The organism is Staphylococcus sp. Marseille-Q1834, from assembly GCF_916858875.1.
Lineage (GTDB): Bacteria > Bacillota > Bacilli > Staphylococcales > Staphylococcaceae > Staphylococcus > Staphylococcus pragensis.
This window is the reverse complement of sequence record NZ_CAKASN010000001.1, coordinates 573,170-599,223: the sequence shown is the minus strand read 5'-3', so window position 1 is coordinate 599,223 and position 26,054 is coordinate 573,170. Positions and strand designations below refer to the sequence as shown.

Sequence of the window (26,054 nt, the reverse complement as noted above, 5' to 3'; positions counted from 1 at the left end):
TCGAAAATGGTGTCATCAGTTGTGTTGCCGTTTTCTTTTTGTCTTGTTATGCGACTTTTTGTTTTGTGTATCAGTTTATCACACAATATTTGAGGGGTGAATCTGTTTGGCAGGTCAAGTTGTCCAATATGGAAGACATCGTAAACGTAGAAATTATGCGAGAATTTCAGAAGTATTAGAATTACCAAACTTAATAGAAATTCAAACTAAATCTTACGACTGGTTCTTAAAAGAAGGTTTATTAGAAATGTTCCGTGACATTTCACCAATTGAAGATTTCACTGGTAACCTTTCTTTAGAATTTGTAGATTACAGATTAGGTGAACCGAAATATGATTTAGAAGAATCTAAAAACCGTGACGCTACTTATGCTGCACCTCTTCGTGTTAAAGTACGTCTAATTATCAAAGAAACTGGAGAAGTTAAAGAACAAGAAGTGTTCATGGGTGACTTCCCATTAATGACAGATACAGGTACGTTTGTAATTAATGGTGCAGAACGTGTTATTGTTTCTCAATTAGTACGTTCACCATCCGTTTATTTCAATGAGAAAATTGACAAAAATGGTCGTGAAAATTATGATGCGACAATCATTCCTAACCGTGGTGCATGGTTAGAATATGAAACTGATGCTAAAGATGTAGTTTATGTACGTATTGATAGAACACGTAAATTACCTTTAACAGTATTATTACGTGCTTTAGGTTTCTCTAATGATCAAGAAATTATTGATTTATTAGGTGATAGCGAGTATTTACGTAATACGCTTGAGAAAGACAGCACTGAAAATACTGAACAAGCATTATTAGAAATTTATGAACGTTTACGTCCTGGTGAACCACCAACAGTTGAAAATGCTAAGAGTCTATTATACTCACGTTTCTTCGACCCTAAACGTTATGATTTAGCAAGTGTTGGTCGTTACAAAACAAACAAGAAATTACATTTAAAACACCGTTTATTTAACCAAAAATTAGCTGAACCAATCGTTAATAGCGAAACTGGTGAAATTGTTGCTGAAGAAGGCACAGTTTTAGACCGTCGTAAATTAGACGAAATTATGGAAGTTTTAGAAACTAATGCTAATAGTGAAGTGTTTGAATTAGAAGGTAGCGTTATTGACGAGCCTGTTGAAATTCAATCTATTAAAGTATATGTACCAAATGATGAAGAAGAGCGTACAACTACTGTAATCGGTAATGCATTGCCAGATTCAGAAGTTAAATGCATTACGCCTGCTGACATCATTGCCTCAATGAGTTATTTCTTTAACTTATTAAATGGCATTGGTTACACAGATGATATTGACCATTTAGGTAACCGTCGTTTACGTTCAGTTGGTGAACTTTTACAAAACCAATTCCGTATCGGTTTATCAAGAATGGAACGTGTTGTACGTGAAAGAATGTCAATCCAAGATACTGATTCAATCACACCACAACAATTAATCAATATCCGTCCTGTAATTGCATCAATTAAAGAGTTCTTCGGTAGCTCTCAATTATCACAATTCATGGACCAAGCTAACCCATTAGCTGAGTTGACACATAAACGTCGTCTTTCTGCCTTAGGACCTGGTGGTTTAACTCGTGAACGTGCTCAAATGGAAGTACGTGACGTTCACTACTCTCACTATGGTCGTATGTGTCCTATCGAAACACCAGAGGGACCAAACATCGGTTTAATTAACTCATTATCAAGTTATGCGCGTGTTAATGAATTTGGTTTCATTGAAACACCATACCGTAAAGTTGATTTAGATACTAATTCTATTACAGATCAAATCGACTACTTAACAGCTGATGAAGAAGATAGCTATGTAGTAGCCCAAGCGAACTCTCGCTTAGATGAAAATGGCCGTTTCTTAGATGACGAAGTTGTTTGTCGTTTCCGTGGTAACAACACAGTTATGGCTAAAGAAAAAATGGACTACATGGACGTATCTCCTAAACAAGTAGTATCAGCTGCGACAGCATGTATCCCATTCTTAGAAAACGATGACTCTAACCGTGCATTAATGGGTGCGAACATGCAACGTCAAGCGGTACCATTGATGAATCCAGAAGCACCTTTCGTAGGTACTGGTATGGAACACGTAGCAGCACGTGACTCAGGTGCGGCAATCACTGCTAAACACAGAGGTCGTGTTGAACACGTTGAATCAAATGAAATATTAGTACGTCGTTTAGTTGAAGAGAACGGTACTGAACACGAAGGTGAATTAGACCGTTATCCATTAGCTAAATTCAAACGTTCTAACTCAGGTACTTGTTATAACCAACGTCCAATCGTTGCTGTTGGCGATGTAGTTGAATACAACGAAATCTTAGCTGACGGACCTTCAATGGAACTAGGCGAAATGGCTTTAGGCCGTAACGTCGTTGTTGGTTTCATGACTTGGGACGGTTATAACTATGAGGATGCCGTAATCATGAGTGAACGTTTAGTTAAAGATGACGTTTACACTTCAATTCATATTGAAGAATATGAATCAGAAGCGCGTGACACTAAACTAGGATCTGAAGAAATCACTCGTGATATTCCTAACGTTTCTGAAAATGCACTTAAAAACTTAGATGATCGCGGTATCGTTTATGTTGGTGCTGAAGTTAAAGATGGTGACATCTTAGTAGGTAAAGTAACGCCTAAAGGTGTAACTGAATTAACAGCCGAGGAAAGATTATTACACGCTATCTTCGGTGAAAAAGCACGTGAAGTACGCGATACATCATTACGTGTACCACATGGTGCAGGCGGTATCGTGCTAGATGTTAAAGTATTCAATCGTGAAGAGGGCGATGATACTTTATCTCCAGGTGTCAACCAATTAGTACGTGTTTACATCGTTCAAAAACGTAAAATCCACGTTGGGGACAAAATGTGTGGTCGTCACGGTAATAAAGGGGTTATCTCTAAAATCGTTCCTGAAGAAGATATGCCTTACTTACCAGATGGACGTCCAATCGATATCATGTTAAACCCACTTGGTGTACCATCACGTATGAACATCGGACAAGTTTTAGAGTTACACTTAGGTATGGCTGCTAAAAACTTAGGCATCCACGTTGCATCACCAGTATTCGATGGTGCTAACGATGATGATGTATGGTCAACAATTGAAGAAGCTGGTATGGCGCGTGACGGTAAAACTGTTTTATATGATGGTCGTACTGGTGAACCATTCGACAACCGTATTTCTGTTGGTGTAATGTACATGCTTAAACTTGCACACATGGTTGACGACAAATTACATGCTCGTTCAACTGGTCCATACTCACTTGTTACGCAACAACCACTTGGTGGTAAAGCACAATTCGGTGGACAACGTTTCGGTGAGATGGAGGTATGGGCACTTGAAGCATACGGTGCTGCATACACATTACAAGAAATCCTAACTTACAAATCTGACGATACAGTAGGACGTGTTAAAACTTACGAAGCTATCGTTAAAGGTGAAAACATCTCTAGACCAAGTGTTCCTGAATCATTCCGCGTATTGATGAAAGAATTACAAAGTTTAGGTTTAGATGTAAAAGTAATGGATGAACATGATAATGAAATCGAAATGGCTGACGTTGACGATGAAGAGGCAACTGAGCGCAAAGTAGATTTACAACAGAAAGATGTTCCAGAAACTCAAAAAGAAACTACTGACTAATTTGCAATTAAGTATAGAAATAGTATGAAGTAAAAGATAAAGGTGCTAAGGAAAGTTAAGGTTTCCACTTTAGCTTTCCTAGACACTATCTTTTCTAACTTATTTTTAGTTTCAATAAATGTGAATCAATCAAATAGCACAGCTAATCTAAATTGAAGGAGGTAGGCTCCTTGATTGATGTAAATAATTTCCATTATATGAAAATCGGTTTAGCCTCACCTGAAAAAATCCGTTCTTGGTCTTACGGTGAAGTTAAAAAACCTGAAACAATTAACTATCGTACTTTGAAACCAGAAAAAGATGGTCTTTTCTGTGAAAGAATTTTTGGACCTACAAAAGACTGGGAATGTAGTTGTGGTAAGTACAAACGTGTACGTTACAAAGGCATGGTATGTGATAGATGTGGCGTAGAAGTAACTAAATCTAAAGTACGTCGTGAAAGAATGGGACATATTGAATTAGCAGCTCCTGTATCTCATATTTGGTATTTCAAAGGTATCCCAAGTCGCATGGGTCTTTTATTAGACATGTCTCCTAGAGCATTAGAAGAAGTTATTTACTTTGCTTCTTATGTTGTAGTAGATCCAGGTCCAACTGGCTTAGAGAAGAAATCTTTATTATCTGAAGCAGAATTCCGAGATTATTATGATAAATACCCAGGCCAATTTGTGGCTAAAATGGGTGCTGAAGGTATTAAAGACCTATTAGAAGAAATCAACTTAGATGAAGAATTAAAAACATTACGTGATGAGTTAGAATCTGCGACTGGTCAAAGATTAACTCGTGCCATCAAACGTTTAGAAGTTGTAGAATCATTTAGAAATTCTGGTAACAATCCTTCATGGATGATTTTAGATGTACTTCCAATCATCCCACCAGAAATTCGTCCAATGGTTCAATTAGATGGTGGACGTTTTGCTACAAGTGATTTAAACGACTTATATCGTCGTGTTATCAACCGTAACAACCGTTTAAAACGTTTATTAGATCTTGGTGCTCCTGGCATCATCGTTCAAAACGAAAAACGTATGTTACAAGAAGCAGTAGATGCTTTAATTGATAATGGTCGTCGTGGTCGTCCGGTAACTGGTCCAGGTAACAGACCATTGAAATCACTTTCTCACATGTTGAAAGGTAAACAAGGACGTTTCCGTCAAAACTTACTTGGTAAACGTGTAGACTACTCTGGACGTTCAGTTATCGCAGTAGGACCAAGCTTGAAAATGTATCAATGCGGTCTTCCAAAAGAAATGGCTCTTGAATTATTCAAACCATTCGTAATGAAAGAATTAGTTCAACGCGAAATTGCTACAAACATTAAAAATGCTAAAAGCAAAATTGAGCGTATGGATGACGAAGTATGGGATGTATTAGAGGATGTAATTAGAGAACACCCTGTATTACTTAACCGTGCACCTACACTTCACAGATTAGGTATCCAAGCATTCGAACCTACTTTAGTAGAAGGTCGTGCAATCCGTCTTCACCCACTTGTAACAACTGCTTACAATGCGGACTTTGACGGTGACCAAATGGCCGTTCACGTACCTTTATCTAAAGAAGCACAAGCTGAAGCACGTATGTTAATGTTAGCTGCTCAAAACATCTTGAACCCTAAAGATGGTAAACCTGTAGTTACACCATCACAAGATATGGTATTAGGTAACTATTACCTAACATTAGAACGTACAGATGCTGTTAACACTGGTGTTATTTTCAATGACACTAACGAAGTGCTTAAAGCTTATGCAAATGGTTATGTTCATTTACACACTCGTATTGGTGTACATGCTAAATCATTTAACAATCCAACGTTCACCGAAGAACAAAACAATAAGATCTTAGTTACATCAGTAGGTAAAGTTATATTCAATGAAATCATTCCAGATTCATTTGCTTACATTAACGAACCTTCTCAAGCTAACCTTGAAGATAAAACACCAGATAAATACTTCATCAACCCAACTGAATTAGGTGAAGGTGGTCTTAAAGAATACTTCGAGGACAAAGAACTTATCGAACCATTCAATAAAAAATTCTTAGGAAATATTATCGCTGAAGTCTTCAACAGATTTAGCATTACAGATACATCTATGATGCTTGACCGTATGAAAGACTTAGGTTTCAAATATTCATCTAAAGCTGGTATCACTGTTGGTGTATCTGACATCGTGGTACTTCCAGATAAACAACAAATCTTAGATGAACATGAGAAATTAGTTGAACGTGTATCTAAACAATTCAACCGTGGTTTAATTACTGAAGATGAACGTTATAACGCTGTTGTTGAAATTTGGACTGACGCTAAAGACCAAATTCAAGGCGAATTAATGCAGTCTCTTGAGAAAACAAACCCAATCTTCATGATGAGTGACTCTGGTGCCCGTGGTAACGCATCTAACTTTACACAATTAGCTGGTATGCGTGGATTAATGGCTGCGCCATCAGGTAAAATTATCGAGTTACCAATCACATCATCATTCCGTGAAGGTTTAACAGTATTAGAATACTTCATCTCTACACACGGTGCGCGTAAAGGTCTTGCCGATACAGCCCTTAAAACAGCTGACTCAGGTTACCTTACTCGTCGTCTTGTTGACGTTGCACAAGATGTTATCGTTCGTGAAGAAGATTGTGGTACAGACCGTGGTTTATTAGTTTCTGACATCAGAGAAGGTACAGAAATGATTGAACCATTCATCGAACGTATCGAAGGTCGTTATTCTAAAGAAACAATTCGTCATCCTGAAACAGATGAAATCATCATTCGTCCAGACGAATTAATCACAGCAGAAATTGCTAAACAAATTACAGATGCTGGTATCGAACAAATGTACATCCGTTCAGCATTTACTTGTAACACACGTCATGGTGTATGTGAAAAATGTTACGGTAAAAACCTTGCTACAGGTGAAAAAGTTGAAGTTGGTGAAGCTGTTGGTACAATCGCCGCTCAATCAATCGGGGAACCAGGTACCCAACTTACAATGCGTACATTCCATACAGGTGGGGTAGCCGGAAGCGATATCACACAAGGTCTTCCACGTATCCAAGAGATTTTCGAAGCGCGTAACCCTAAAGGTCAAGCGGTAATTACGGAAATCGAAGGTGTAGTTGAAGATATTAAATTAGCTAAAGATCGCCAACAAGAAATTGTGATTAAAGGTGCTAACGAAACAAGATCTTACTTAGCTTCAGGTACTTCAAGAATTGTAGTTGAAGTTGGTCAATCAGTTGAACGCGGTGAAGTATTAACTGAAGGTTCTATTGAGCCTAAGAACTTCTTAGCTGTTGCTGGTTTAAATGCGACTGAAAGCTACTTACTTAAAGAAGTACAAAAAGTTTATCGTATGCAAGGTGTAGAAATCGACGATAAACACGTTGAAGTAATGGTTAGACAAATGTTACGTAAAGTTAGAATCATCGAAGCTGGTGACACTAAACTATTACCAGGTTCATTAGTTGATATCCATAACTTTACAGATGCTAACAGAGAAGCATTCAAAGAACGTAAACGCCCAGCTACTGCTAAACCAGTATTACTTGGTATTACTAAAGCTTCTCTTGAAACAGAAAGTTTCTTATCAGCTGCTTCATTCCAAGAAACTACTCGTGTACTTACTGATGCTGCTATAAAAGGTAAACGTGATGACTTATTAGGTCTTAAAGAGAACGTTATTATCGGTAAGTTAATTCCTGCTGGTACAGGTATGAGACGTTATAGTGACGTTAAATACGATAAAGCTGGAACACCAGTTTCTGAAACTGAAGAAGTTGAAGTTACTGAATAATAGATGAGATAACACTGCTTAAGATTTATCTTCATTGTTAGTGAGACGAGACTTATCAATCTTTTGAGGTTGAAGTCTCGCTCTCATTTTTTATTATTTGAAAATGAGTAAAAAGTCTACAAAAATTGTTGACTTGATACGTTTAAAAGTGTTACTATATTAAAGGTTGATGCAAGCAGAACTTTGGAGGATATGTTAATGTCTAATGAAAAAGTTGCACGCTTTAACAAACAACACTTTGTGGTTGGTCTTAAAGAAACGCTTAAAGCGTTAAAACGAGATCAAGTTGCATCATTGATTATTGCTCAAGACGTTGAAGTCCATTTATTGGCTCGCGTATTTAGTCAAATCAATCATAAAAATATATCTATTTCATATTTTCAAAGCAAACAAGCTTTAGGGAAATATGTAGGTATCAATGTTAATGCAACCATTGTTGCGTTATTGAATGAGAATTAGTAAGTATATTGCTTACTAAATTTTATTTAATCTAAAAATGAACCACCTGGATGTGTGGAATTAAAAAGTGAAGAGAGGAGGACATTTCAATGCCAACTATTAACCAATTAGTACGTAAACCTAGACAAAGCAAAACTAAAAAATCAGATTCACCAGCTTTAAACAGAGGTTTTAATAGTAAAAAGAAACAATTTACTAACTTAAACTCACCTCAAAAACGTGGTGTTTGTACTCGTGTAGGTACTATGACACCTAAAAAACCTAACTCAGCTTTACGTAAATATGCACGTGTGCGTTTATCAAACAACATTGAAATCAACGCATACATTCCTGGTATCGGCCATAACTTACAAGAACACAGTGTTGTACTTGTACGTGGTGGACGTGTAAAAGACTTACCTGGTGTGCGTTACCATATCGTACGTGGTGCGCTTGATACTTCAGGTGTTGATGGACGTAGACAAGGTCGTTCATTATACGGAACTAAAAAACCTAAAAATTAAGATTAAGATTGTGTAAATTTTAATATCAATTTTTGAGAATATATTATAATAGGAAGGGAGGATTTTCATTATGCCTCGTAAAGGATCAGTACCTAAAAGAGACGTATTACCAGATCCAATTCATAACTCTAAGTTAGTTACTAAATTAATTAACAAAATTATGTTAGATGGTAAACGCGGAACAGCTCAAAGAATTCTTTATTCAGCATTTGACCTTGTGGAACAACGCAGTGGTCGTGATGCTTTAGAAGTATTCGAAGAAGCAATCAACAACATTATGCCAGTATTAGAAGTAAAAGCTCGTCGTGTGGGTGGTTCAAACTACCAAGTACCAGTTGAGGTACGCCCAGAACGTCGTACTACTTTAGGATTACGTTGGTTAGTTAACTATGCTCGTCTTCGTGGTGAAAAAACTATGGAAGATCGTTTAGCTAACGAAATCTTAGACGCTGCTAATAATACAGGTGGTGCAGTTAAAAAACGTGAGGATACTCACAAAATGGCTGAAGCGAACAAAGCATTCGCTCACTACCGTTGGTAAGATAAAAGCTTTAACCCTGAGTGTGTTCCGTCGACAAATTGGTTTACCAAGTTAAAGATGGTTCGTGCTTAGGGCATCGCCATATTCTATAGTACTTATTCAGTAATAACTGGAAGGAGAAAAACAATGGCTAGAGACTTTTCATTGAAAAACACTCGTAACATCGGTATCATGGCTCACATCGATGCTGGTAAAACAACTACGACTGAACGTATTTTATACTATACAGGTCGTATCCACAAAATTGGTGAAACACACGAAGGTGCTTCACAAATGGACTGGATGGAACAAGAACAAGACCGTGGTATTACTATCACATCTGCTGCTACAACAGCACAATGGCAAGACCACCGTGTAAACATTATCGATACACCAGGACACGTAGACTTCACTGTAGAGGTTGAACGTTCATTACGTGTACTTGACGGTGCGGTTACTGTACTTGATGCTCAATCAGGTGTAGAACCTCAAACTGAAACAGTTTGGCGTCAGGCTACTACTTATGGTGTACCTCGTATCGTATTCGTAAACAAAATGGATAAATTAGGTGCAAACTTCGATTACTCTGTAAGCACAATTCACGATCGCTTACAAGCTAACGCTGCGCCTATCCAATTACCAATTGGTGCCGAAGACGAATTTGAAGCTATCATCGACTTAGTTGAAATGAAATGCTTCAAATATACAAACGACTTAGGTACAGAAATCGATGAAATTGAAATTCCTGAAGATCACAAAGATAGAGCAGAAGAAGCTCGTGCTAACTTAATCGAAGCAGTTGCTGAAAGCAATGACGAATTAATGGAAAAATATCTTGGTGACGAAGAAATTTCAGTTGAAGAATTAAAAGATGCTATCCGTCAAGCTACTACTGACGTAGAATTCTACCCAGTACTTTGCGGTACAGCATTCAAAAACAAAGGTGTTCAATTAATGCTTAACGCAGTAATCGATTACTTACCATCTCCTTTAGATGTTAAACCAATCGTTGGACACCGTGCTGAAAATCCAGAAGAAGAAGTAATTGCTAAACCAGACGATTCAGCTGAATTCGCTGCATTAGCATTCAAAGTTATGACTGACCCTTATGTTGGTAAATTAACTTTCTTCCGTGTATATTCAGGTACATTAACTTCAGGTTCTTATATTAAGAACTCAACTAAAGACAAACGTGAACGTGTAGGTCGTTTATTACAAATGCACGCTAACTCACGTCAAGAGATTGATACTGTTTACTCAGGTGATATCGCTGCTGCAGTTGGTCTTAAAGATACAGGTACTGGTGACACATTATGTGGTGAAAAGAATGACATTATCTTAGAATCAATGGAATTCCCAGAACCAGTTATCCATTTATCAGTAGAACCAAAATCTAAAGCTGACCAAGATAAAATGACTCAAGCTTTAGTTAAATTACAAGAAGAAGACCCAACATTCCATGCTCACACAGATGAAGAAACTGGACAAGTTATCATCGGTGGTATGGGTGAGTTACACTTAGACATCTTAGTTGACCGTATGAAGAAAGAATTCAACGTTGAATGTAACGTAGGTGCTCCAATGGTTTCATATCGTGAAACATTCAAGCAATCTGCACAAGTTCAAGGTAAATTCTCTCGTCAATCTGGTGGTCGTGGTCAATATGGTGATGTTCACATTGAATTCACACCAAACGAAACTGGTGCTGGTTTCGAATTCGAAAACGCTATCGTTGGTGGTGTAGTTCCTCGTGAATACATTCCATCAGTTGAAGCTGGTCTTAAAGATGCTATGGAAAACGGTGTCTTAGCTGGTTATCCTTTAATCGATGTTAAAGCTAAATTATTTGATGGTTCATACCATGATGTCGATTCATCTGAAATGGCCTTCAAAATTGCTGCATCTTTAGCACTTAAAGAAGCTGCTAAAAAATGTGATCCAGTTATCTTAGAACCAATGATGAAAGTTACAATCGAAATGCCTGAAGAATACATGGGTGATATCATGGGTGACGTAACAGCTCGTCGTGGACGTGTTGATGGTATGGAACCTCGTGGTAATGCACAAGTTGTTAACGCTTATGTACCACTTTCAGAAATGTTCGGTTATGCAACTTCATTACGTTCTAACACTCAAGGTCGCGGTACTTACACTATGTACTTTGACCACTATGCAGAAGTTCCAAAATCAATTGCTGATGACATCATCAAGAAAAATAAAGGTGAATAATTAAACTTGTTTTAACTAGTAAATCTAGTTAAAATACAGCTTGAGCTTATTATTTAAGCTATCATCTTTATGAATTGATTTTTTGCGAAAAATGCATTATAAAAGAACTATGAATTCTTTTAATAACAATCATTATTTCTCATGATGGTGAGAAACTATCATGAGAGATAATATTGAAATAACTTTTACTAGAATAGGAGAGATTTAATAATGGCAAAAGAAAAATTTGATCGCTCAAAAGAACATGCCAATATTGGTACTATCGGTCACGTTGACCATGGTAAAACTACTTTAACAGCTGCTATCGCAACTGTATTAGCTAAAAATGGTGACACTGTAGCACAATCATATGACATGATTGACAACGCTCCAGAAGAAAGAGAACGTGGTATTACAATCAATACTGCTCACATCGAATATCAAACTGACAAACGTCACTATGCTCACGTTGACTGCCCAGGACACGCTGACTATGTTAAAAACATGATCACTGGTGCTGCTCAAATGGACGGCGGTATCTTAGTAGTATCTGCTGCTGACGGTCCAATGCCACAAACTCGTGAACACATTCTTTTATCACGTAACGTTGGTGTACCAGCATTAGTAGTATTCTTAAACAAAGTTGACATGGTTGACGATGAAGAATTATTAGAATTAGTTGAAATGGAAGTACGTGACTTATTATCTGAATACGACTTCCCAGGTGACGATGTACCTGTAATCGCTGGTTCAGCATTAAAAGCTTTAGAAGGCGATGCTCAATACGAAGAAAAAATCTTAGAATTAATGCAAGCAGTTGATGATTACATTCCAACTCCAGAACGTGATTCTGACAAACCATTCATGATGCCAGTTGAGGACGTATTCTCAATCACTGGTCGTGGTACTGTTGCTACAGGCCGTGTTGAACGTGGTCAAATCAAAGTTGGTGAAGAAGTTGAAATCATCGGTTTACACGACACTTCTAAAACAACTGTTACTGGTGTAGAAATGTTCCGTAAATTATTAGACTACGCTGAAGCTGGTGACAACATCGGTGCATTATTACGTGGTGTTGCTCGTGAAGACGTACAACGTGGTCAAGTATTAGCTGCTCCAGGTTCAATCACACCTCACACTAAATTCAAAGCAGACGTATACGTTTTATCTAAAGACGAAGGTGGACGTCACACTCCATTCTTCTCAAACTATCGTCCACAATTCTATTTCCGTACTACTGACGTAACTGGTGTTGTTAACTTACCAGAAGGTACAGAAATGGTTATGCCTGGCGACAACGTTGAAATGACAGTAGAATTAATCGCTCCTATCGCAATTGAAGACGGTACTCGTTTCTCAATCCGTGAAGGTGGACGTACTGTAGGATCAGGCGTTGTAACTGAAATCATGGAATAATTTTAATTATTCAATATTTCAAGACTCCCTTTTGGGAGTCTTTTTTTATACAAATTTATTTAAAAAACGTCTATGCGTTTTCATAAAAAATGATGTCGCATAGACGTTTATAATTAAAATACTTGTTCTATTTCTAAAATCTTTAAAAACTCACTAGCTGCATACTTAAATGCTGCTTCATCGATATCAAAATGTGGATTATGATGAGGCGCTGTAATGCCTTTATCATGATTACCACAGCCTGTTAAGAAAAATGCTCCTGGACGCACTTTTAAATAATGAGAAAAGTCTTCGCCAATCATCATAAGCTCTGATTCATTAAAGCGTAAATGCATCTCATTCGCTGCTTGTTTTACCACTTCATATCCACTTACATGATTATGAACTGGTAAGTAACCACGAATATATTCCATTTCATAAGTGATATCATTGGCTAGCGCGAGACCTTGCAATAATTTATCCATTTTATTTTGAATGTGTGCCTGTAACTCTGTATCAAACGTACGCACGGTACCTTTACAAAATGCTGAATCTGGAATAACACTATCTGAAGAACCAGCTTGTACCATGCCAAATGTTAGTACTGCTTCTTTTACCGGGTCGATAGTACGTGAGACGATCTTTTGCGCACTAAGAATAAATTCGGCCATAATTACAATAGGATCGATTGTTTCATGAGGTTTTGCGCCATGACCACCTCTACCTTTTATTGTAATTGAGAATTCATCTGGAGAAGCCATAATCGCTCCAGGACGTGAATAAATCGTACCTGTAGGGTAACCACTCCACAAATGCGTACCATATATCTTATCAACATCTTTAAGACAACCATCATCAATCATTTCTTGTGAACCACCAGGCATAATTTCCTCGCCGTACTGGAAGATAAATACCACATTTCCTTTTAATAAATGACGATGTTCATGCACAATCTCAGCCACACCTAATAGAATAGCGGTATGTCCGTCATGACCACATGCATGCATAAAGCCTTCATTTTTAGATTTATAAGGAACATCATTTAATTCTTGTATAGGCAACGCGTCAAAGTCAGCTCGGAAGGCTACAGTTGGGCCATTTCCTTTCCCTCTAAACGTAGCTTTAATACCATTACGGCCTACTGGCGATTCAATTTCACAATCTAAATGACTTAATTGATTAAGAATATAATTATGTGTCCATGATTCTTCGAAAGAAGGTTCAGGATATTGATGCATATATCGACGCATCTGAATCATTCTATTTTCCTTTTTACTGGCTAATTGAAACCAATCCATTACACTAACGCCTTCTTCCTCTTTATTATGATTTTTAGTATATCAAACTCTTAAATCTCTCAATAGTTTCTTTTCTTATTTTTTGAAAATGAAGTACCAAAATAGCTAAAAATACGTAATAAATACACATTGAAAATACAATTGTACATGGTATGAAGAATATGAAATATATTGAATTTACAGGCATGATAGTGCTTTCATGTTCTTCAAAAATCAGTTATGATAATGTTGATAAATAAATAAAAGGGGAAATGACAATGGTTCAATCTTTACACAACTTTTTAGAAGAAAATATCCAATATTTAAAAGATAATGGATTATACAATGAAATTGATTCAATTGAAGGTGCGAACGGCCCAGAAATTACTATCAATGGAAAACAATACATCAACTTATCTTCAAACAACTATTTAGGACTAGCTACAAACGAAGATTTAAAAACTGCTGCTAAATCAGCTATCGATTCTCACGGTGTAGGTGCAGGTGCTGTACGTTCAATCAACGGTACTTTAGATTTACATGATGAATTAGAACAAACATTAGCTGAATTCAAAGGTACTGAAGCAGCTATCGCTTATCAATCAGGATTTAACTGTAATATGGCAGCTATTTCAGCAGTAATGAACAAGAATGATGCTATCCTTTCAGATGAATTAAACCACGCATCTATTATTGATGGTTGTCGTTTATCAAAAGCTAAAATCATCCGTGTTAACCACTCTGATATGGACGATTTAAGAGCAAAAGCTAAAGAAGCTGTTGAATCTGGTCAATACAACAAAGTAATGTACATCACTGATGGTGTATTCAGTATGGATGGAGACGTTGCTAAATTACCAGAAATCGTTGAAATCGCTGAAGAGTTTGGCTTAATCACATATGTGGATGATGCACATGGTTCAGGCGTAATGGGTAAAGGCGCAGGTACAGTTAAACATTTCGGTTTACAAGATAAAATCGACTTCCAAAACGGTACACTTTCAAAAGCAATCGGTGTAGTTGGTGGCTATGTAGCAGGTTCTAAAGAACTTGTCGATTGGTTAAAAGCACAATCAAGACCATTCTTATTCTCAACATCATTAGCGCCTGGTGACACTAAAGCCATCACTGAAGCTGTAAGAAAATTAATGGCTTCTACTGAACTACATGATAAATTATGGGATAACGCTAAATACTTGAAACAAGGATTAGAAAAAATAGGTTTCAACACTGGCGAATCAGAAACACCAATTACTCCAGTTATTATTGGTGATGAAAAAGAAACACAAGAATTCAGTAAACGTCTTAAAGACGAAGGTATCTATGTTAAATCTATCGTCTTCCCAACAGTTCCACGTGGTACAGGTCGTGTAAGAAATATGCCTACTGCAGCACATACTAAAGAAATGTTAGATAAAGCTATCGCTGCTTATGAAAAAGTAGGTAAAGAACTAGGAACAATTAAATAATAAAATGACTACATTTTATAATATCGAAACATCCATAGGCTATTAGGCTTATGGGTGTTTTTTGTATTATGGAGTGATAAACTGAAAATGATATAACGTATAAACATTTTAGAAAGAGAGAGAAGTTTATGCATGAATTAAGACAATTAAGTTATCAAGATGAAGCGGCATTAGTGCAGTATTTAAAAGAGTGGTATGACAATAATGAACAAATTGTACCTTCTAATACAGATTTAGCGAAATACGATGCTTTTAATCAAATGGTGGATGAGCTTAATAAAGAGGAAGCAGATGCAGATTGGGTGCCTACTACGACATTGTTCTATTTTAAAGATAATCAAATTGTGGGAGCAGTCGATATTCGTCATAGATTAAATAAACGTTTAACGAATATAGGCGGGCACGTAGGTTATGGTGTAAGGAAGTCCTATAGAGGACAAGGTATTGCTTCAACAATGCTTAAAGAAGCTTTGAAAATTTTGAAAACGCTAGGTGTCGAGACAGTGTTGATGACATGTAATCCTAAGAATTATGCTTCACAAGCCGTAATGAAACATTGTGGAGGATATGAAATAACACCTTATACAAAGAAAAATGGTAACTTAGTTAGTCGCTTTGAAATACCAAATGAATGAAGGGAAAAGTGTATGAAGGATCTTAAAGTAGTTTATGCATTAATTCAAAATGAAAATGGCGAGGTATTACTTGTTCATAATACAGATGACGATGGATGGTCATTACCGGGGGGGAAAGTAGAATACGGTGAAACCTTAGTTGAAGCATTAGAACGTGAAGTGATGGAAGAAACTGGTTTAATTGCTAAAGTAGGCGATATTGTTAGTATCAATGAAGGCAAATCAACACGTATGGACGTACATACATTATTTATTATGTTTAAAGTTACAGTAGATGAATATAAAACAGAAATTCATATGAAAGATGAAATTGCAGAATTACGTTGGCTTACAGTAGAAGAAGCGGATGAAAAATTAGTGTACTATCATCATAGTTTGAAGGAGTTCTTATCTAACAGAGCGACATATTATAACGAAGGCTACGTGGATTAAAGTCTGAAAGTTTTTAGTTTAGAAAAAATCATTCTTCACTGGTGAAGAATGATTGGCGTCAAAAGTTTATAAATAGTTTCATATTAATATGAAATCGCAAGGTTTCTCTTATGAGTATCCTTTTATTTATAGTATAAAGATAACACCATTTAAACATCTTCACAATACTAAGTTAATGTTTTTTATAAAATAACTTAATATTCATAGTAGACTACAGAGTATTACTTTTAATCTTTAAACTTTTAAATTCTCTTGTTCAAAAATGCTATACATTATTTAGTTTTTGGATTAAAAAATGTATTTATTTGAATTAGTTGTAGGGTAATGAGTAAATATAAATATACATATATGGAGGCGTTTAAATGCTAGTATTAAATGAGCAAGATCAACAGCAATTGTTAAATATGGAAGAAGTCATTGAGGAAGTAGCGCAGTCATTGCAAGCATTTTCAGAGGGAAAAACAGAAACGCCATTGCGCTACGTCTTACCATTCAATAATGAAAATAGATATTTAGTCATGCCAGCACTTTCAGATGAATTAAAAATAGTCGGTATCAAAACTGTGACATTTGCACCAGATAATCCTAAAAAAGGTAAAAAAACAATCACAGGGTCTGTATTATTAAGCGATTATGAGACAGGAGAAACTTTAGCAGTTTTAGACGGAAGTTACTTAACTAAAATTCGTACCGGTGCAATTTCAGGCGTAGCTACTAAATATTTAGCCCGTGAAGATGCGAAAACATTATGTGTCATTGGATCAGGAGATCAAGCTGAAGGGTTAATTGTAGCAGTGATGGCGGTTAGAAACATAGAAACTGTGCACTTCTCAAGCCGTACTAAAGAAAATGCTGAGCGTTTAGCACAGAACGTAGAGAAAGAATTTAACGTATCTACAAAGGTATTTGACGAAGCAGACGATGCGATGGAAGAAGCGGATATTGTAGTGACAGCAACTAATTCTACGAAACCGGTCTATTCGCACTCATTACATCCAGGCGTTCATCTTAATGCAGTCGGTTCTTTCAAACCAGAAATGCAAGAATTACCATCTGAATCTATGCTAGTTGCTAATAAAATTGTGGTGGAATCTGTTGAAGCAGCTATGGAAGAAACTGGTGATTTGAAAGTACCTCAAGAAGAAGGAATTATTACACAAGAATCATTACATGGAGAACTTGGGGATATCGTAGCAGGTAAAATTCCTGGACGTGAAGATGATAAAGAAGTTACTTTATTTAAGTCAGTAGGATTAGCAATTGTAGATATTGTAGTAGCGAATTATTTCTATAAAAAAGCAGTGGAAAATAATAAATAAAAATCCAAAAATAAGAAACCGTGTAGATGGCATCTAATTGTTCCATTTACACGGTTTTATCATTATTAATTATAGTTATGCTGATTTTTTGCGGTTACGTAAGTATACTAAACTTGCGCCTGTAATCACTAATACGATAGCAATACCATGCTCTGCAATATCGCCATTTTTACCTGTGTTAGGTAATTGAGCAGTAGGTGTGTGAGGAGATGTCATAGGTGAATTAGTCGTTTCATTTGTATTACTTTTAGCTACATTATGTGACTGATGTACATGAGTTGCACTTACATCTAAATGTTTATTATCGAAGGCATGTTTTCCTTCATGAGAAGGTTGTTTCATTGATGCCACTGTGTTAGATGATTGATGTGATTTCTCATTAGTATGTGTCACGTTAGAGCATGCTTTTGTTGCATTATTATGATTAGCGTTTTGATGATGCGTTTTACCTTCATTTGTTTTACCATTTTGACCGTTTGTGCCTACTGTATTTGTATTGTTATGTTGATGTTGCGTAGGGAATATGATGATGTTGTCGCCTTTATGATAGTGATGTTTACCACTTGCTACGTGACCTTTTGTTGCTTCATTTTCAGAAGAAGCGTGATGACCTGTACATTGATGTGCACCATGCTCTTCATGGTGAGCAACTTCGCCATTATGTTTAGGCGTATCTACGTCTGTATTGTTATCGTTGTTACCGGGTTGAGGTGTACCGTTAGCGTTATTATTGTTATCGCCAGTGTGAGTGCCTGTATTAGGCTGTTCATCACTTTCAGGCTGACCATTAATAATACGTACAGGCTCTGTCGTATCATATTTGTTTAAATCCGCTTCTTTAATATACTGTGCCACGACGGCATCTAGTGAAATGCCTTCTTCACGTTGTCCACCGAACATATCATAGCCATCTCCTTGATTAGCGGTGAAATCATTTGTTGTGACATAATATGTGCGATTTGGGTCCAAGTCTTCGTACGTACCTGTGTCCTTATTCAATACTTTAATCGCATTGACGCGATGTCCTGCTTCTTTATTAATATCATAGTACACGCGAATTGAGTCAGATACTTGTAAAAAGCCTCCGTTTGGCGCTAATACCGTTTTGCCATCTTGCATTTCTGTATCTGAACCAAGACTATGTTCGAATGCTTTTTCTACATCTGAACCTTTAACTTGAATTTGTGAAATTAAGTTTCCGAATGGTAATACTGTAATAATGTCGTTTTCTGTTACTTTACCTTTTTCAATAGAAGCGCGAATCCCACCACCATTTGTCACTGCGAAATCTGGTTGATGTGAGAAGTTCTTAGCGCCATATGCTTCCATCGCATCGGTAATTAAGTTGCCTAAATTCGTTTCTTGTGTACGCGCTTGAGCACGTTCTCCGTTAAATGTCACGGTGTTGTTAGGAATGACCACTGTAGACGTTTCTTTTAAGAATTCATCGTTCGCTTTCTTCGTTTGAGCCTCGATTTGAGAATCAGCCGTCACGTCTTTAGCATCCGCTACATTGATTAATGAAGCGTTGACGTCAGATGCTTTTTTATTTTGAAAATTAAAATCAACACGGCCAACATTAGCTAGTGCCGTTCCAGTCTGAGCAAGGACATTATTTGAACCATAATGTTCACCATGATCAATCACTGTATGTGAATGACCATCTAGTACAAAAATGGGCTGTTTGAAAGCGCCACTTTTAGTTAATTGATCGATAAGGTAATCCCCACGCCAAATAGACTTTGTTGATTTATCTACACCTAAATGAGATAAAATGACGAACACATCGACCTTATTTTTAATATCTGTCATTGCTTGCGTCACACTAGGAAGTGGATCTTTAAATTCGACACCTTCTACAGCAGTAGGAGAAGTCTTTGTCTTCGTTTCAGGCGTCGTCACACCTACAATTCCATAACGAATATTATTTTTATTGACGATAGTAGAAGGTTTGAACACACGATGTCCGTTTTTATAAATATTTGAAGAAACCATTGGGAAGTTAAGCTGTTTCTGTAAATGCATTAATTGATCATAACCAAAGTCAAATTCATGATTTCCGATAGTCATAGCGTCGTAGCCCACGCCATTCATCGCTTTAGCCATTTCTTCACCTTTAGAATTATTAGATACTGGTAACCCTTGAAAAGCATCGCCAGAATCAACGACTAAATCTGGATGATATTGCGCTTTAAGTCCCTTAACTTTAGCCATACCAATTACTCTGCCTTCATCTTCTACAAAACGGCCATGAATGTCATTAGTATGTAAAATTGTATGTTTTGCAGTATTAGTAGAAGTCTTAGGAGTTGGTGCAACTGCTTTTGTTGAAGGTGTAGCAGGTTCTGCTGATTTTGTGTCTTGAGTTTTATCTTTAGGAGTTTCTGTTTGAGCTTTTTGTGTCACATCTGAGTTGGTATTTGGTGATTCTATAGTGTTGTTATGTTGAGGTTGTTGCACTGAATCTTGTGCAGTTTTTGAACTTTTGTTCTCTTGCGTAGAAGGTTGTGTCGCTACTTCTTGAGTAGGCGCTTCAGTAGTTGCTTTCTCTTCAGTTTGAGAAGGTGGTTCTACCTCTTCAGACGCTGGCGTAGCAGTTTTTTTAACTTCTTGAGAAGGTGTTTCTACCTCTTCAGACATTGACATAGCAGTTTTTTTAATTTCTTGAGAAGGTGTTTCTACCGATGTTTCATTTTTTGAAAAGGCAGAACCTTGAGATGAATCAAGGGGCTTCTCTGAAGTAGCAGATTGTGTAGAGGATGAGATTGTATCTTGATGTGATGTAGCTGTATCTTGATGTGATGGTGTTGAGTCTTGTTGTGTTATAACTGTATCTTGTTGTGTTATAACTGTATCTTGTTGTGTTGATGACTTATCTTGGTGCGCTGGTGTTTGTACTGATGTAGTTGTTTCAGTATTAGTAGCATTATTAGTCGAGTTAGTATCTTGTATTTCGGCAGCATAGGATGTGCCAGATACTAAACCGAATGCTAAAAATAAAATAAGTAAGAATGGAACGAGATACTGTTTCATATTAGCCTCCTTTATGAATAAAATTTACATTCTCATCTTAGCATAAGGCGAAGGATATAAAGCTTTCTTGTGGGATTATTTACGTTAACTTTAAAAATAATTAATAAATATAGTGTTTTGTGTGCTAAGTATCTCTGACTTTTCAAAAAAAGAGAAAAAACAAAAGCATGTACTTTGTGAGTATACAAGAAAGCGCTTTTATACTATAATAAACATGTAATCAGGGACTATGTATTCTCTGAGAGGACAATTATACGTGTAAAACACACAAAGGGAGCTTTTATTTATGGAAAGAATTGTTATTACAGGAGCGCTTGGTCAAATCGGGACTGAGTTGGTATTAAAATGTCGCGAAATTTATGGGAATGATAATGTTTTAGCGACGGATATTAGAGAGCCTGAAGAGGGATCACAGGTTGCAAATGGACCGTTTGAAATTTTAGACGTAACGAATCGTGAAGCGATGATGGCTACCGTTGAGAACTTTAAAGCGGATACGTTAATGCATATGGCAGCGTTACTATCAGCGACTGCTGAAAAGAATCCGTTATTGGCATGGGATTTAAATATGGGCGGTTTAATGAATGCATTAGAAACGGCTAGAACATATGATTTACATTTCTTCACGCCAAGTTCTATTGGAGCGTTTGGTGATTCTACGCCTAAGAAAAATACGCCACAAAATACGATTCAACAACCTACTACAATGTATGGTGTGAATAAGGTTGCTGGTGAGTTATTATGCCAATACTACTTCAAGAAATTCGGCGTGGATACGCGTAGTGTGAGATTCCCTGGACTTATTTCTCACGTTAAAGAACCAGGTGGCGGTACGACTGACTATGCGGTTGAGATTTACTTTGAAGCGGTTAGAAAAGGTCGTTATACAAGCTATATCGCGAAAGACACTTACATGGATATGATGTATATGGATGATGCGATTGATGCGATTATTAAATTAATGGAAGCGGATGCTGACAAGCTTGAAACACGTAATGGTTATAACTTAAGTGCGATGAGTTTCGAGCCTGAGGAAATTAAAGCGGCGATTCAAAAACATTATCCTGATTTCGTGTTAGATTACGAAGTGGATCCTGCACGTCAAGCGATTGCGGATAGCTGGCCTGATAATATTGATACGAGTTATTCTCGTAAAGAGTGGGGCTTTGATCCTAAATATGATTTAGCTGGTATGACTGAATTAATGTTAAAAGCGATTGAAGAAAAAGAGCAAAATAAATAAGTTTGATATATTGAACTAGCAAGGTGATAGTACCTTGCTAGTTTTTTGTGTGAAAAGGAAGTTCTAAAATGGAGTCTCATTTCACTTAAGTTGAGATGCTTGCCTAGGGTACAGTTTCAGCCAGAAATTCCGCACAAATAAATTTGTGGGAATTTCTAAGGTCTTCAACTTGTACTGTTCCCTCAGGCGTCACTCAACTACGTTTCATTATCCATTTTAGAACTTCTTACTTAAGTGTGTAATTACTTATAACTAATATTTTTATTGTGCTACCAATCCTTTTAAATTTATTTAATTACTGTTTTTCAATGTTAATGATAGATTTAAATTAAGTATTAAAGTATGTTACTTTTAAGGAAAGGGTTTACAATAAGTATTTAGTTTGAATTTTTTGAAAATTTATTGAATAGAAAATACGAGATTGCTATAATTTAAGTTACTATTAATCAGGAAAACATTAGGAGGTTTTCATCATGTCAGGAAAAGTTAAATTTGAACAACGCGACACACTTAAAGAGAAACCAGAAGGCAATTTGGGATTTGGTCAGTACTTCACTGATTACATGTTAAGTTTAGACTATGATGCTGATAAAGGATGGCATGATTTAAAAATCGTTCCTTACGCACCAATTGAAGTATCTCCAGCTGCACAAGGGCTTCACTACGGTCAAGCAGTATTCGAAGGATTAAAAGCTTACAAACATAATGGCGAAGTAGTATTATTCCGTCCAGATCAAAACTTCAAACGTATCAACGATTCATTAGCACGTTTAGAAATGCCTAAAGTGGATGAAGAATTATTATTAGATGGATTAAAACAACTAGTTGATGTTGAACGTGATTGGGTACCTGAAGGCGAAGGTCAATCATTATATATTCGTCCATTCGTATTCGCAACAGAAGGTATTTTAGGCGTTAGAGCTTCTCATCAATATAAATTATTAATTATCTTATCTCCATCTGGTGCATATTACGGTGGCGACACATTAAAAACAACTAAAATTTATGTAGAGGATGAATATGTACGTGCTGTACGTGGCGGTGTAGGTTTCGCTAAAGTAGCAGGTAACTACGCAGCAAGCTTATTAGCACAAACAAATGCGAACCAATTAGGTTATGACCAAGTATTATGGTTAGACGGGGTTGAACGTAAATACGTTGAAGAAGTAGGTAGTATGAATATCTTCTTCGTTGAAAATGGAAAACTCGTTACACCAGCATTAAATGGTAGTATTTTACCAGGTATCACACGTAAATCAATTATTGAATTAGCTAAAGAACTTGGCTATGAAGTTGAAGAACGTAAAGTAGGCATCGATGAATTATTCGAAGCATACGATAAAGGTGAATTGACAGAGGTATTCGGTTCAGGTACAGCAGCAGTTATTTCACCAGTAGGCGTATTAAAATATGAAGATCGTGAAATCGTAATTAACAATAACGAACCAGGTGAAATCACTAAAAAATTATACGATACTTACACAGGCATCCAAAGCGGTAAATTAGAAGATAAACACGGCTGGAGAGTTATTGTGCCAAAATATAAATAACTTGTGAAAACAAGCTAGAAACGTTATAACTACGCGGTTTCTAGCTTGTTGTTTTTTTAATAATTATAAATTGAATACGTTTTGAATACGTTATTGTTAAAAACTAATATAATTAGCAAACTTCTCAGCAACTTTTTCACGTTGTTTTTCGGTAATATGAGCATAAACATCCATTGTTGTATTAATATCGCCATGTCCGAGTCTATCTTGCACTTCTTGAATAGATAAGCCCGCTTCAAATAATAATGAACAATGAGTATGTCTAAAACCATGAATTTTAATTTTTTTAAAGTTATATTTCTTACATATTTTATCCATTGCTTTATTGGGGTGCTGAACTTGAAGACGTTTATTTGTTCGTAAATTTGTAAATAAACATTGTGATTTATTACTTGTGTTATGTCCATGCATTAAACAAAGTTTACGTTGTTCTACACGCCAATTTTTTAATATTGAAAGAGTACGATCATCAATGCTTATAACTCTTATAGATGAATGAGTTTTAGGAGGTTGTATAATCTCTTTACTGTTAAGTCCAATAGTAACAGTTTTATCTATACTGATTGTTTTATTTTTAAAGTTTATATCTTCCCAAGTTAAAGCCATTAATTCCCCTCTACGCATACCTGTAAATCCTAAAAGTCGAAACATAGCATAATACATTAAATCATCTTTAATAAGTTCTAGAAATTGTTTTAATTCATCACTAGAATAATAGGTTAAATGCTCATTGCTTTTATTTCTTGTTCTTTTCGGTAATTTAGTATATTTAAATGGATTCTCATGTATTATTTTTAACATAACGGCATATTCAAATACATTCGCAGCATATACCTTAATATTTCTAAAATCCTTATAATTTTCTATCCAGTAGTTTATAACTTTTTGACAATAAGGCGTAGTGATACTTTGAATAGGCATATTATCAAATTCTTTAAGTATTTTTATTTTAAACATATTACTAACTCTAACAAATGTACTTTCTCTAACCGTGCATTTATATTGCTCTAGCCATAAATCATATACTTGCTTAAAAGTCGTAATATCATTATTTAGAAATCCTTTACTTTGTATTTCTGTTTGCAGCTTAGCCTCTGCAATTTTGGCCTCTCTTTCAGTTTTAAAGCCACGTCTTGTTGTCCGCTTCTGCTTACGAGTAATAGGATCAACACCGAGATATGCAACAAACATATACGCCGTTGAGCCGTCTTTCTTTTTATATTTCTTAATCATTGTAAATCAATCCTTTCTACTTGCCCGCATGCGTTTGATTGGATTGAACACACCTTTGAGAGTGGTTACTCATTGGTGCGGTATTAGTATTAATATTGTTGTTGTAGGTAAATTTATAATAGGGTAGGCGAGCTACCCGTGAATATAAAAAATTTTCGTGTTAAAATAAAATAAAGTAGGTGATTTAATGAATATAGAATTCAGTGATGCAGAAATAGCATTTATAAAAGAATCTGTTGAAAATTATAGTAGCGAATTTGATATTTATGATTGTGAACAAGAACTTAAATTTAATATTTATAAAAACATTATGTGTAAAATTGATTCTCGATATGAAAAATCGTACTTATTTAGTATCATCAACTGATTTGTTGTAATATGATAATACTTCTTCATTTGCGTCTACAATATCTTTTAATGTATTTAATAAGAAGTCACAATCAGCTTTTGCTACTGCGCCAGCTTGTGAATGATTTATAATGTTTCTCATATTATAAGCTACTTCTATTCGCTTTTTAGTTCTATAATTGATCTTTTTATTTGCTTTTAAGGATTCTAAAAGTCTATCATACATTGTGGGATCAGAATCTTTGTGTTTTATATTGTTGGCTCTCTTTAACTTAATTAAAAAAGATTCTATGGCAACTGCAAAGGTAGCTGCAGCTGGCAAATATAATTCTCTTTTATAAGCTTGTAGACCTTGGTTTATTTGATAAGTAAAAGTTTCGTCGTTTACTATGTCTTTCATACTGTTTAAATCTAAATGATTGAAAGGTTGCACTTCTTCATGTGACTTATCAGTCATTTTTTCTTGGGAAATTTTTTCAAACTTTCTGAAATGTTCTTCTGCGAATCCTTTCCCGTTTGTATAAAATTTATCTAACATATAATCTGAAATTTTCTTGGGTGGGTATTCGCTATGATAAGTAATCATAAATACTGTATGTTCTTCTGTATTAATTATATTTAAACAATCGCGTACGTATGATAATTGATTGTAAATATATGAAACGTAATTTTTTGACAAATAAGTTTTATCTTCTGTTGTGTAATCATAAACTTCTTTCATAGAAGAATCATTTGAAATAACAATCACTTTTGGATATTCAAAAAACTCTTCGTTTAAAAGTACGATAGAAATTTTATAATCATTTTCTTTTACGAATGGAAATGCTTCGGGATTGCTTTGGAATTGATAAATATATCTTTTATTAACGACATCTCGATAACCATCTAGAAATTTTTCTAAATATACATTCATAACATTTTCATTTCTTTTCATCAGTTTACCTCTTTCTCGAATATTTTATATCGATTTTAAAATGTTTT

17 protein-coding genes are annotated in these 26,054 nt (G+C 35.8%); 13 read left to right on the top strand and 4 right to left on the bottom strand.

The features are described 5' to 3' along the window. The first annotated feature begins 106 nt into the window (after window positions 1-106). The 7 genes from rpoB to tuf all read left to right on the top strand — a co-directional run bounded on the left by rpoB (window position 107) and on the right by tuf (window position 12,555). Window positions 107-3,658 carry a DNA-directed RNA polymerase subunit beta gene (gene rpoB / locus LIX58_RS03055; protein WP_226386069.1) on the top strand — a complete coding sequence of 1,184 codons (3,552 nt, stop codon included), beginning with the start codon at window positions 107-109 and terminating at the stop codon, window positions 3,656-3,658. 197 nt (window positions 3,659-3,855) lie between these two features. Beyond that, window positions 3,856-7,449 (top strand): DNA-directed RNA polymerase subunit beta', encoded by a 3,594-nt coding sequence (gene rpoC, locus LIX58_RS03050; RefSeq protein WP_186805203.1) that lies wholly within the window; start codon window positions 3,856-3,858, stop codon window positions 7,447-7,449. A gap of 198 nt (window positions 7,450-7,647) precedes the next feature. Further along, window positions 7,648-7,908, top strand: coding sequence for a ribosomal L7Ae/L30e/S12e/Gadd45 family protein (locus LIX58_RS03045; protein WP_103297568.1), 261 nt, complete (start codon window positions 7,648-7,650; stop codon window positions 7,906-7,908). A gap of 89 nt (window positions 7,909-7,997) precedes the next feature. Next, the gene (rpsL, locus tag LIX58_RS03040; RefSeq protein ID WP_103328833.1) at window positions 7,998-8,411 is read left to right on the top strand and encodes a 30S ribosomal protein S12; all 414 of its coding nucleotides are present in this window, start codon (window positions 7,998-8,000) and stop codon (window positions 8,409-8,411) included. Between the two features lie 70 nt (window positions 8,412-8,481). After that, a complete protein-coding gene (gene rpsG, locus LIX58_RS03035; protein ID WP_001137495.1) occupies window positions 8,482-8,952 on the top strand; it encodes a 30S ribosomal protein S7 in 471 nt (156 codons plus the stop codon). A gap of 126 nt (window positions 8,953-9,078) precedes the next feature. Continuing rightward, window positions 9,079-11,160 carry an elongation factor G gene (gene fusA, locus LIX58_RS03030; RefSeq protein ID WP_154838082.1) on the top strand — a complete coding sequence of 694 codons (2,082 nt, stop codon included), beginning with the start codon at window positions 9,079-9,081 and terminating at the stop codon, window positions 11,158-11,160. Between the two features lie 210 nt (window positions 11,161-11,370). Beyond that, window positions 11,371-12,555, top strand: coding sequence for an elongation factor Tu (gene tuf, locus LIX58_RS03025; RefSeq protein ID WP_126566021.1), 1,185 nt, complete (start codon window positions 11,371-11,373; stop codon window positions 12,553-12,555). A gap of 113 nt (window positions 12,556-12,668) precedes the next feature. On the opposite strand, the gene LIX58_RS03020 is transcribed toward tuf, so the two are convergent. Beyond that, complete coding sequence (locus tag LIX58_RS03020) at window positions 12,669-13,832, bottom strand: M20 family metallopeptidase (protein WP_154838080.1); 1,164 nt, start codon at window positions 13,830-13,832, stop codon at window positions 12,669-12,671. 257 nt (window positions 13,833-14,089) lie between these two features. Here LIX58_RS03020 and LIX58_RS03015 point away from each other — a divergent pair, with 257 nt between their 5' ends. The 4 genes from LIX58_RS03015 to LIX58_RS03000 all read left to right on the top strand — a co-directional run bounded on the left by LIX58_RS03015 (window position 14,090) and on the right by LIX58_RS03000 (window position 17,666). Beyond that, entirely contained in the window at window positions 14,090-15,280 is a 1,191-nt protein-coding gene (locus tag LIX58_RS03015) for a glycine C-acetyltransferase (RefSeq protein WP_226386068.1), read from the top strand. A gap of 128 nt (window positions 15,281-15,408) precedes the next feature. After that, window positions 15,409-15,915 (top strand): GNAT family N-acetyltransferase, encoded by a 507-nt coding sequence (locus LIX58_RS03010; RefSeq protein ID WP_126566015.1) that lies wholly within the window; start codon window positions 15,409-15,411, stop codon window positions 15,913-15,915. Between the two features lie 12 nt (window positions 15,916-15,927). Beyond that, the gene (locus tag LIX58_RS03005) at window positions 15,928-16,347 is read left to right on the top strand and encodes an NUDIX hydrolase (protein WP_126566013.1); all 420 of its coding nucleotides are present in this window, start codon (window positions 15,928-15,930) and stop codon (window positions 16,345-16,347) included. Between the two features lie 362 nt (window positions 16,348-16,709). Continuing rightward, the gene (locus LIX58_RS03000; RefSeq protein ID WP_126566010.1) at window positions 16,710-17,666 is read left to right on the top strand and encodes an ornithine cyclodeaminase family protein; all 957 of its coding nucleotides are present in this window, start codon (window positions 16,710-16,712) and stop codon (window positions 17,664-17,666) included. Window positions 17,667-17,741: 75 nt separating this feature from the next. Here LIX58_RS03000 and LIX58_RS02995 read toward each other — a convergent pair whose 3' ends face one another. After that, window positions 17,742-20,699 (bottom strand): 5'-nucleotidase C-terminal domain-containing protein, encoded by a 2,958-nt coding sequence (locus tag LIX58_RS02995; protein ID WP_226386067.1) that lies wholly within the window; start codon window positions 20,697-20,699, stop codon window positions 17,742-17,744. Between the two features lie 286 nt (window positions 20,700-20,985). Here LIX58_RS02995 and LIX58_RS02990 point away from each other — a divergent pair, with 286 nt between their 5' ends. Then, entirely contained in the window at window positions 20,986-21,942 is a 957-nt protein-coding gene (locus LIX58_RS02990) for an L-threonine 3-dehydrogenase (RefSeq protein WP_126566004.1), read from the top strand. A 473-nt stretch (window positions 21,943-22,415) separates the two neighbouring features. After that, on the top strand, window positions 22,416-23,492 hold the full coding sequence (locus tag LIX58_RS02985; RefSeq protein ID WP_226386066.1) for a branched-chain amino acid aminotransferase: 1,077 nt from the start codon (window positions 22,416-22,418) through the stop codon (window positions 23,490-23,492). Window positions 23,493-23,588: 96 nt separating this feature from the next. Here the strand turns inward: LIX58_RS02985 and LIX58_RS02980 are convergent, their stop codons facing one another. Both LIX58_RS02980 and LIX58_RS02975 read right to left on the bottom strand, forming a co-directional pair. Further along, entirely contained in the window at window positions 23,589-24,725 is a 1,137-nt protein-coding gene (locus tag LIX58_RS02980; RefSeq protein WP_131566023.1) for a site-specific integrase, read from the bottom strand. A 346-nt stretch (window positions 24,726-25,071) separates the two neighbouring features. Then, window positions 25,072-26,007, bottom strand: a complete 936-nt coding sequence (locus tag LIX58_RS02975) for a hypothetical protein (protein ID WP_226386065.1) — start codon at window positions 26,005-26,007, stop codon at window positions 25,072-25,074. Between the last annotated feature and the right edge of the window lie 47 nt (window positions 26,008-26,054).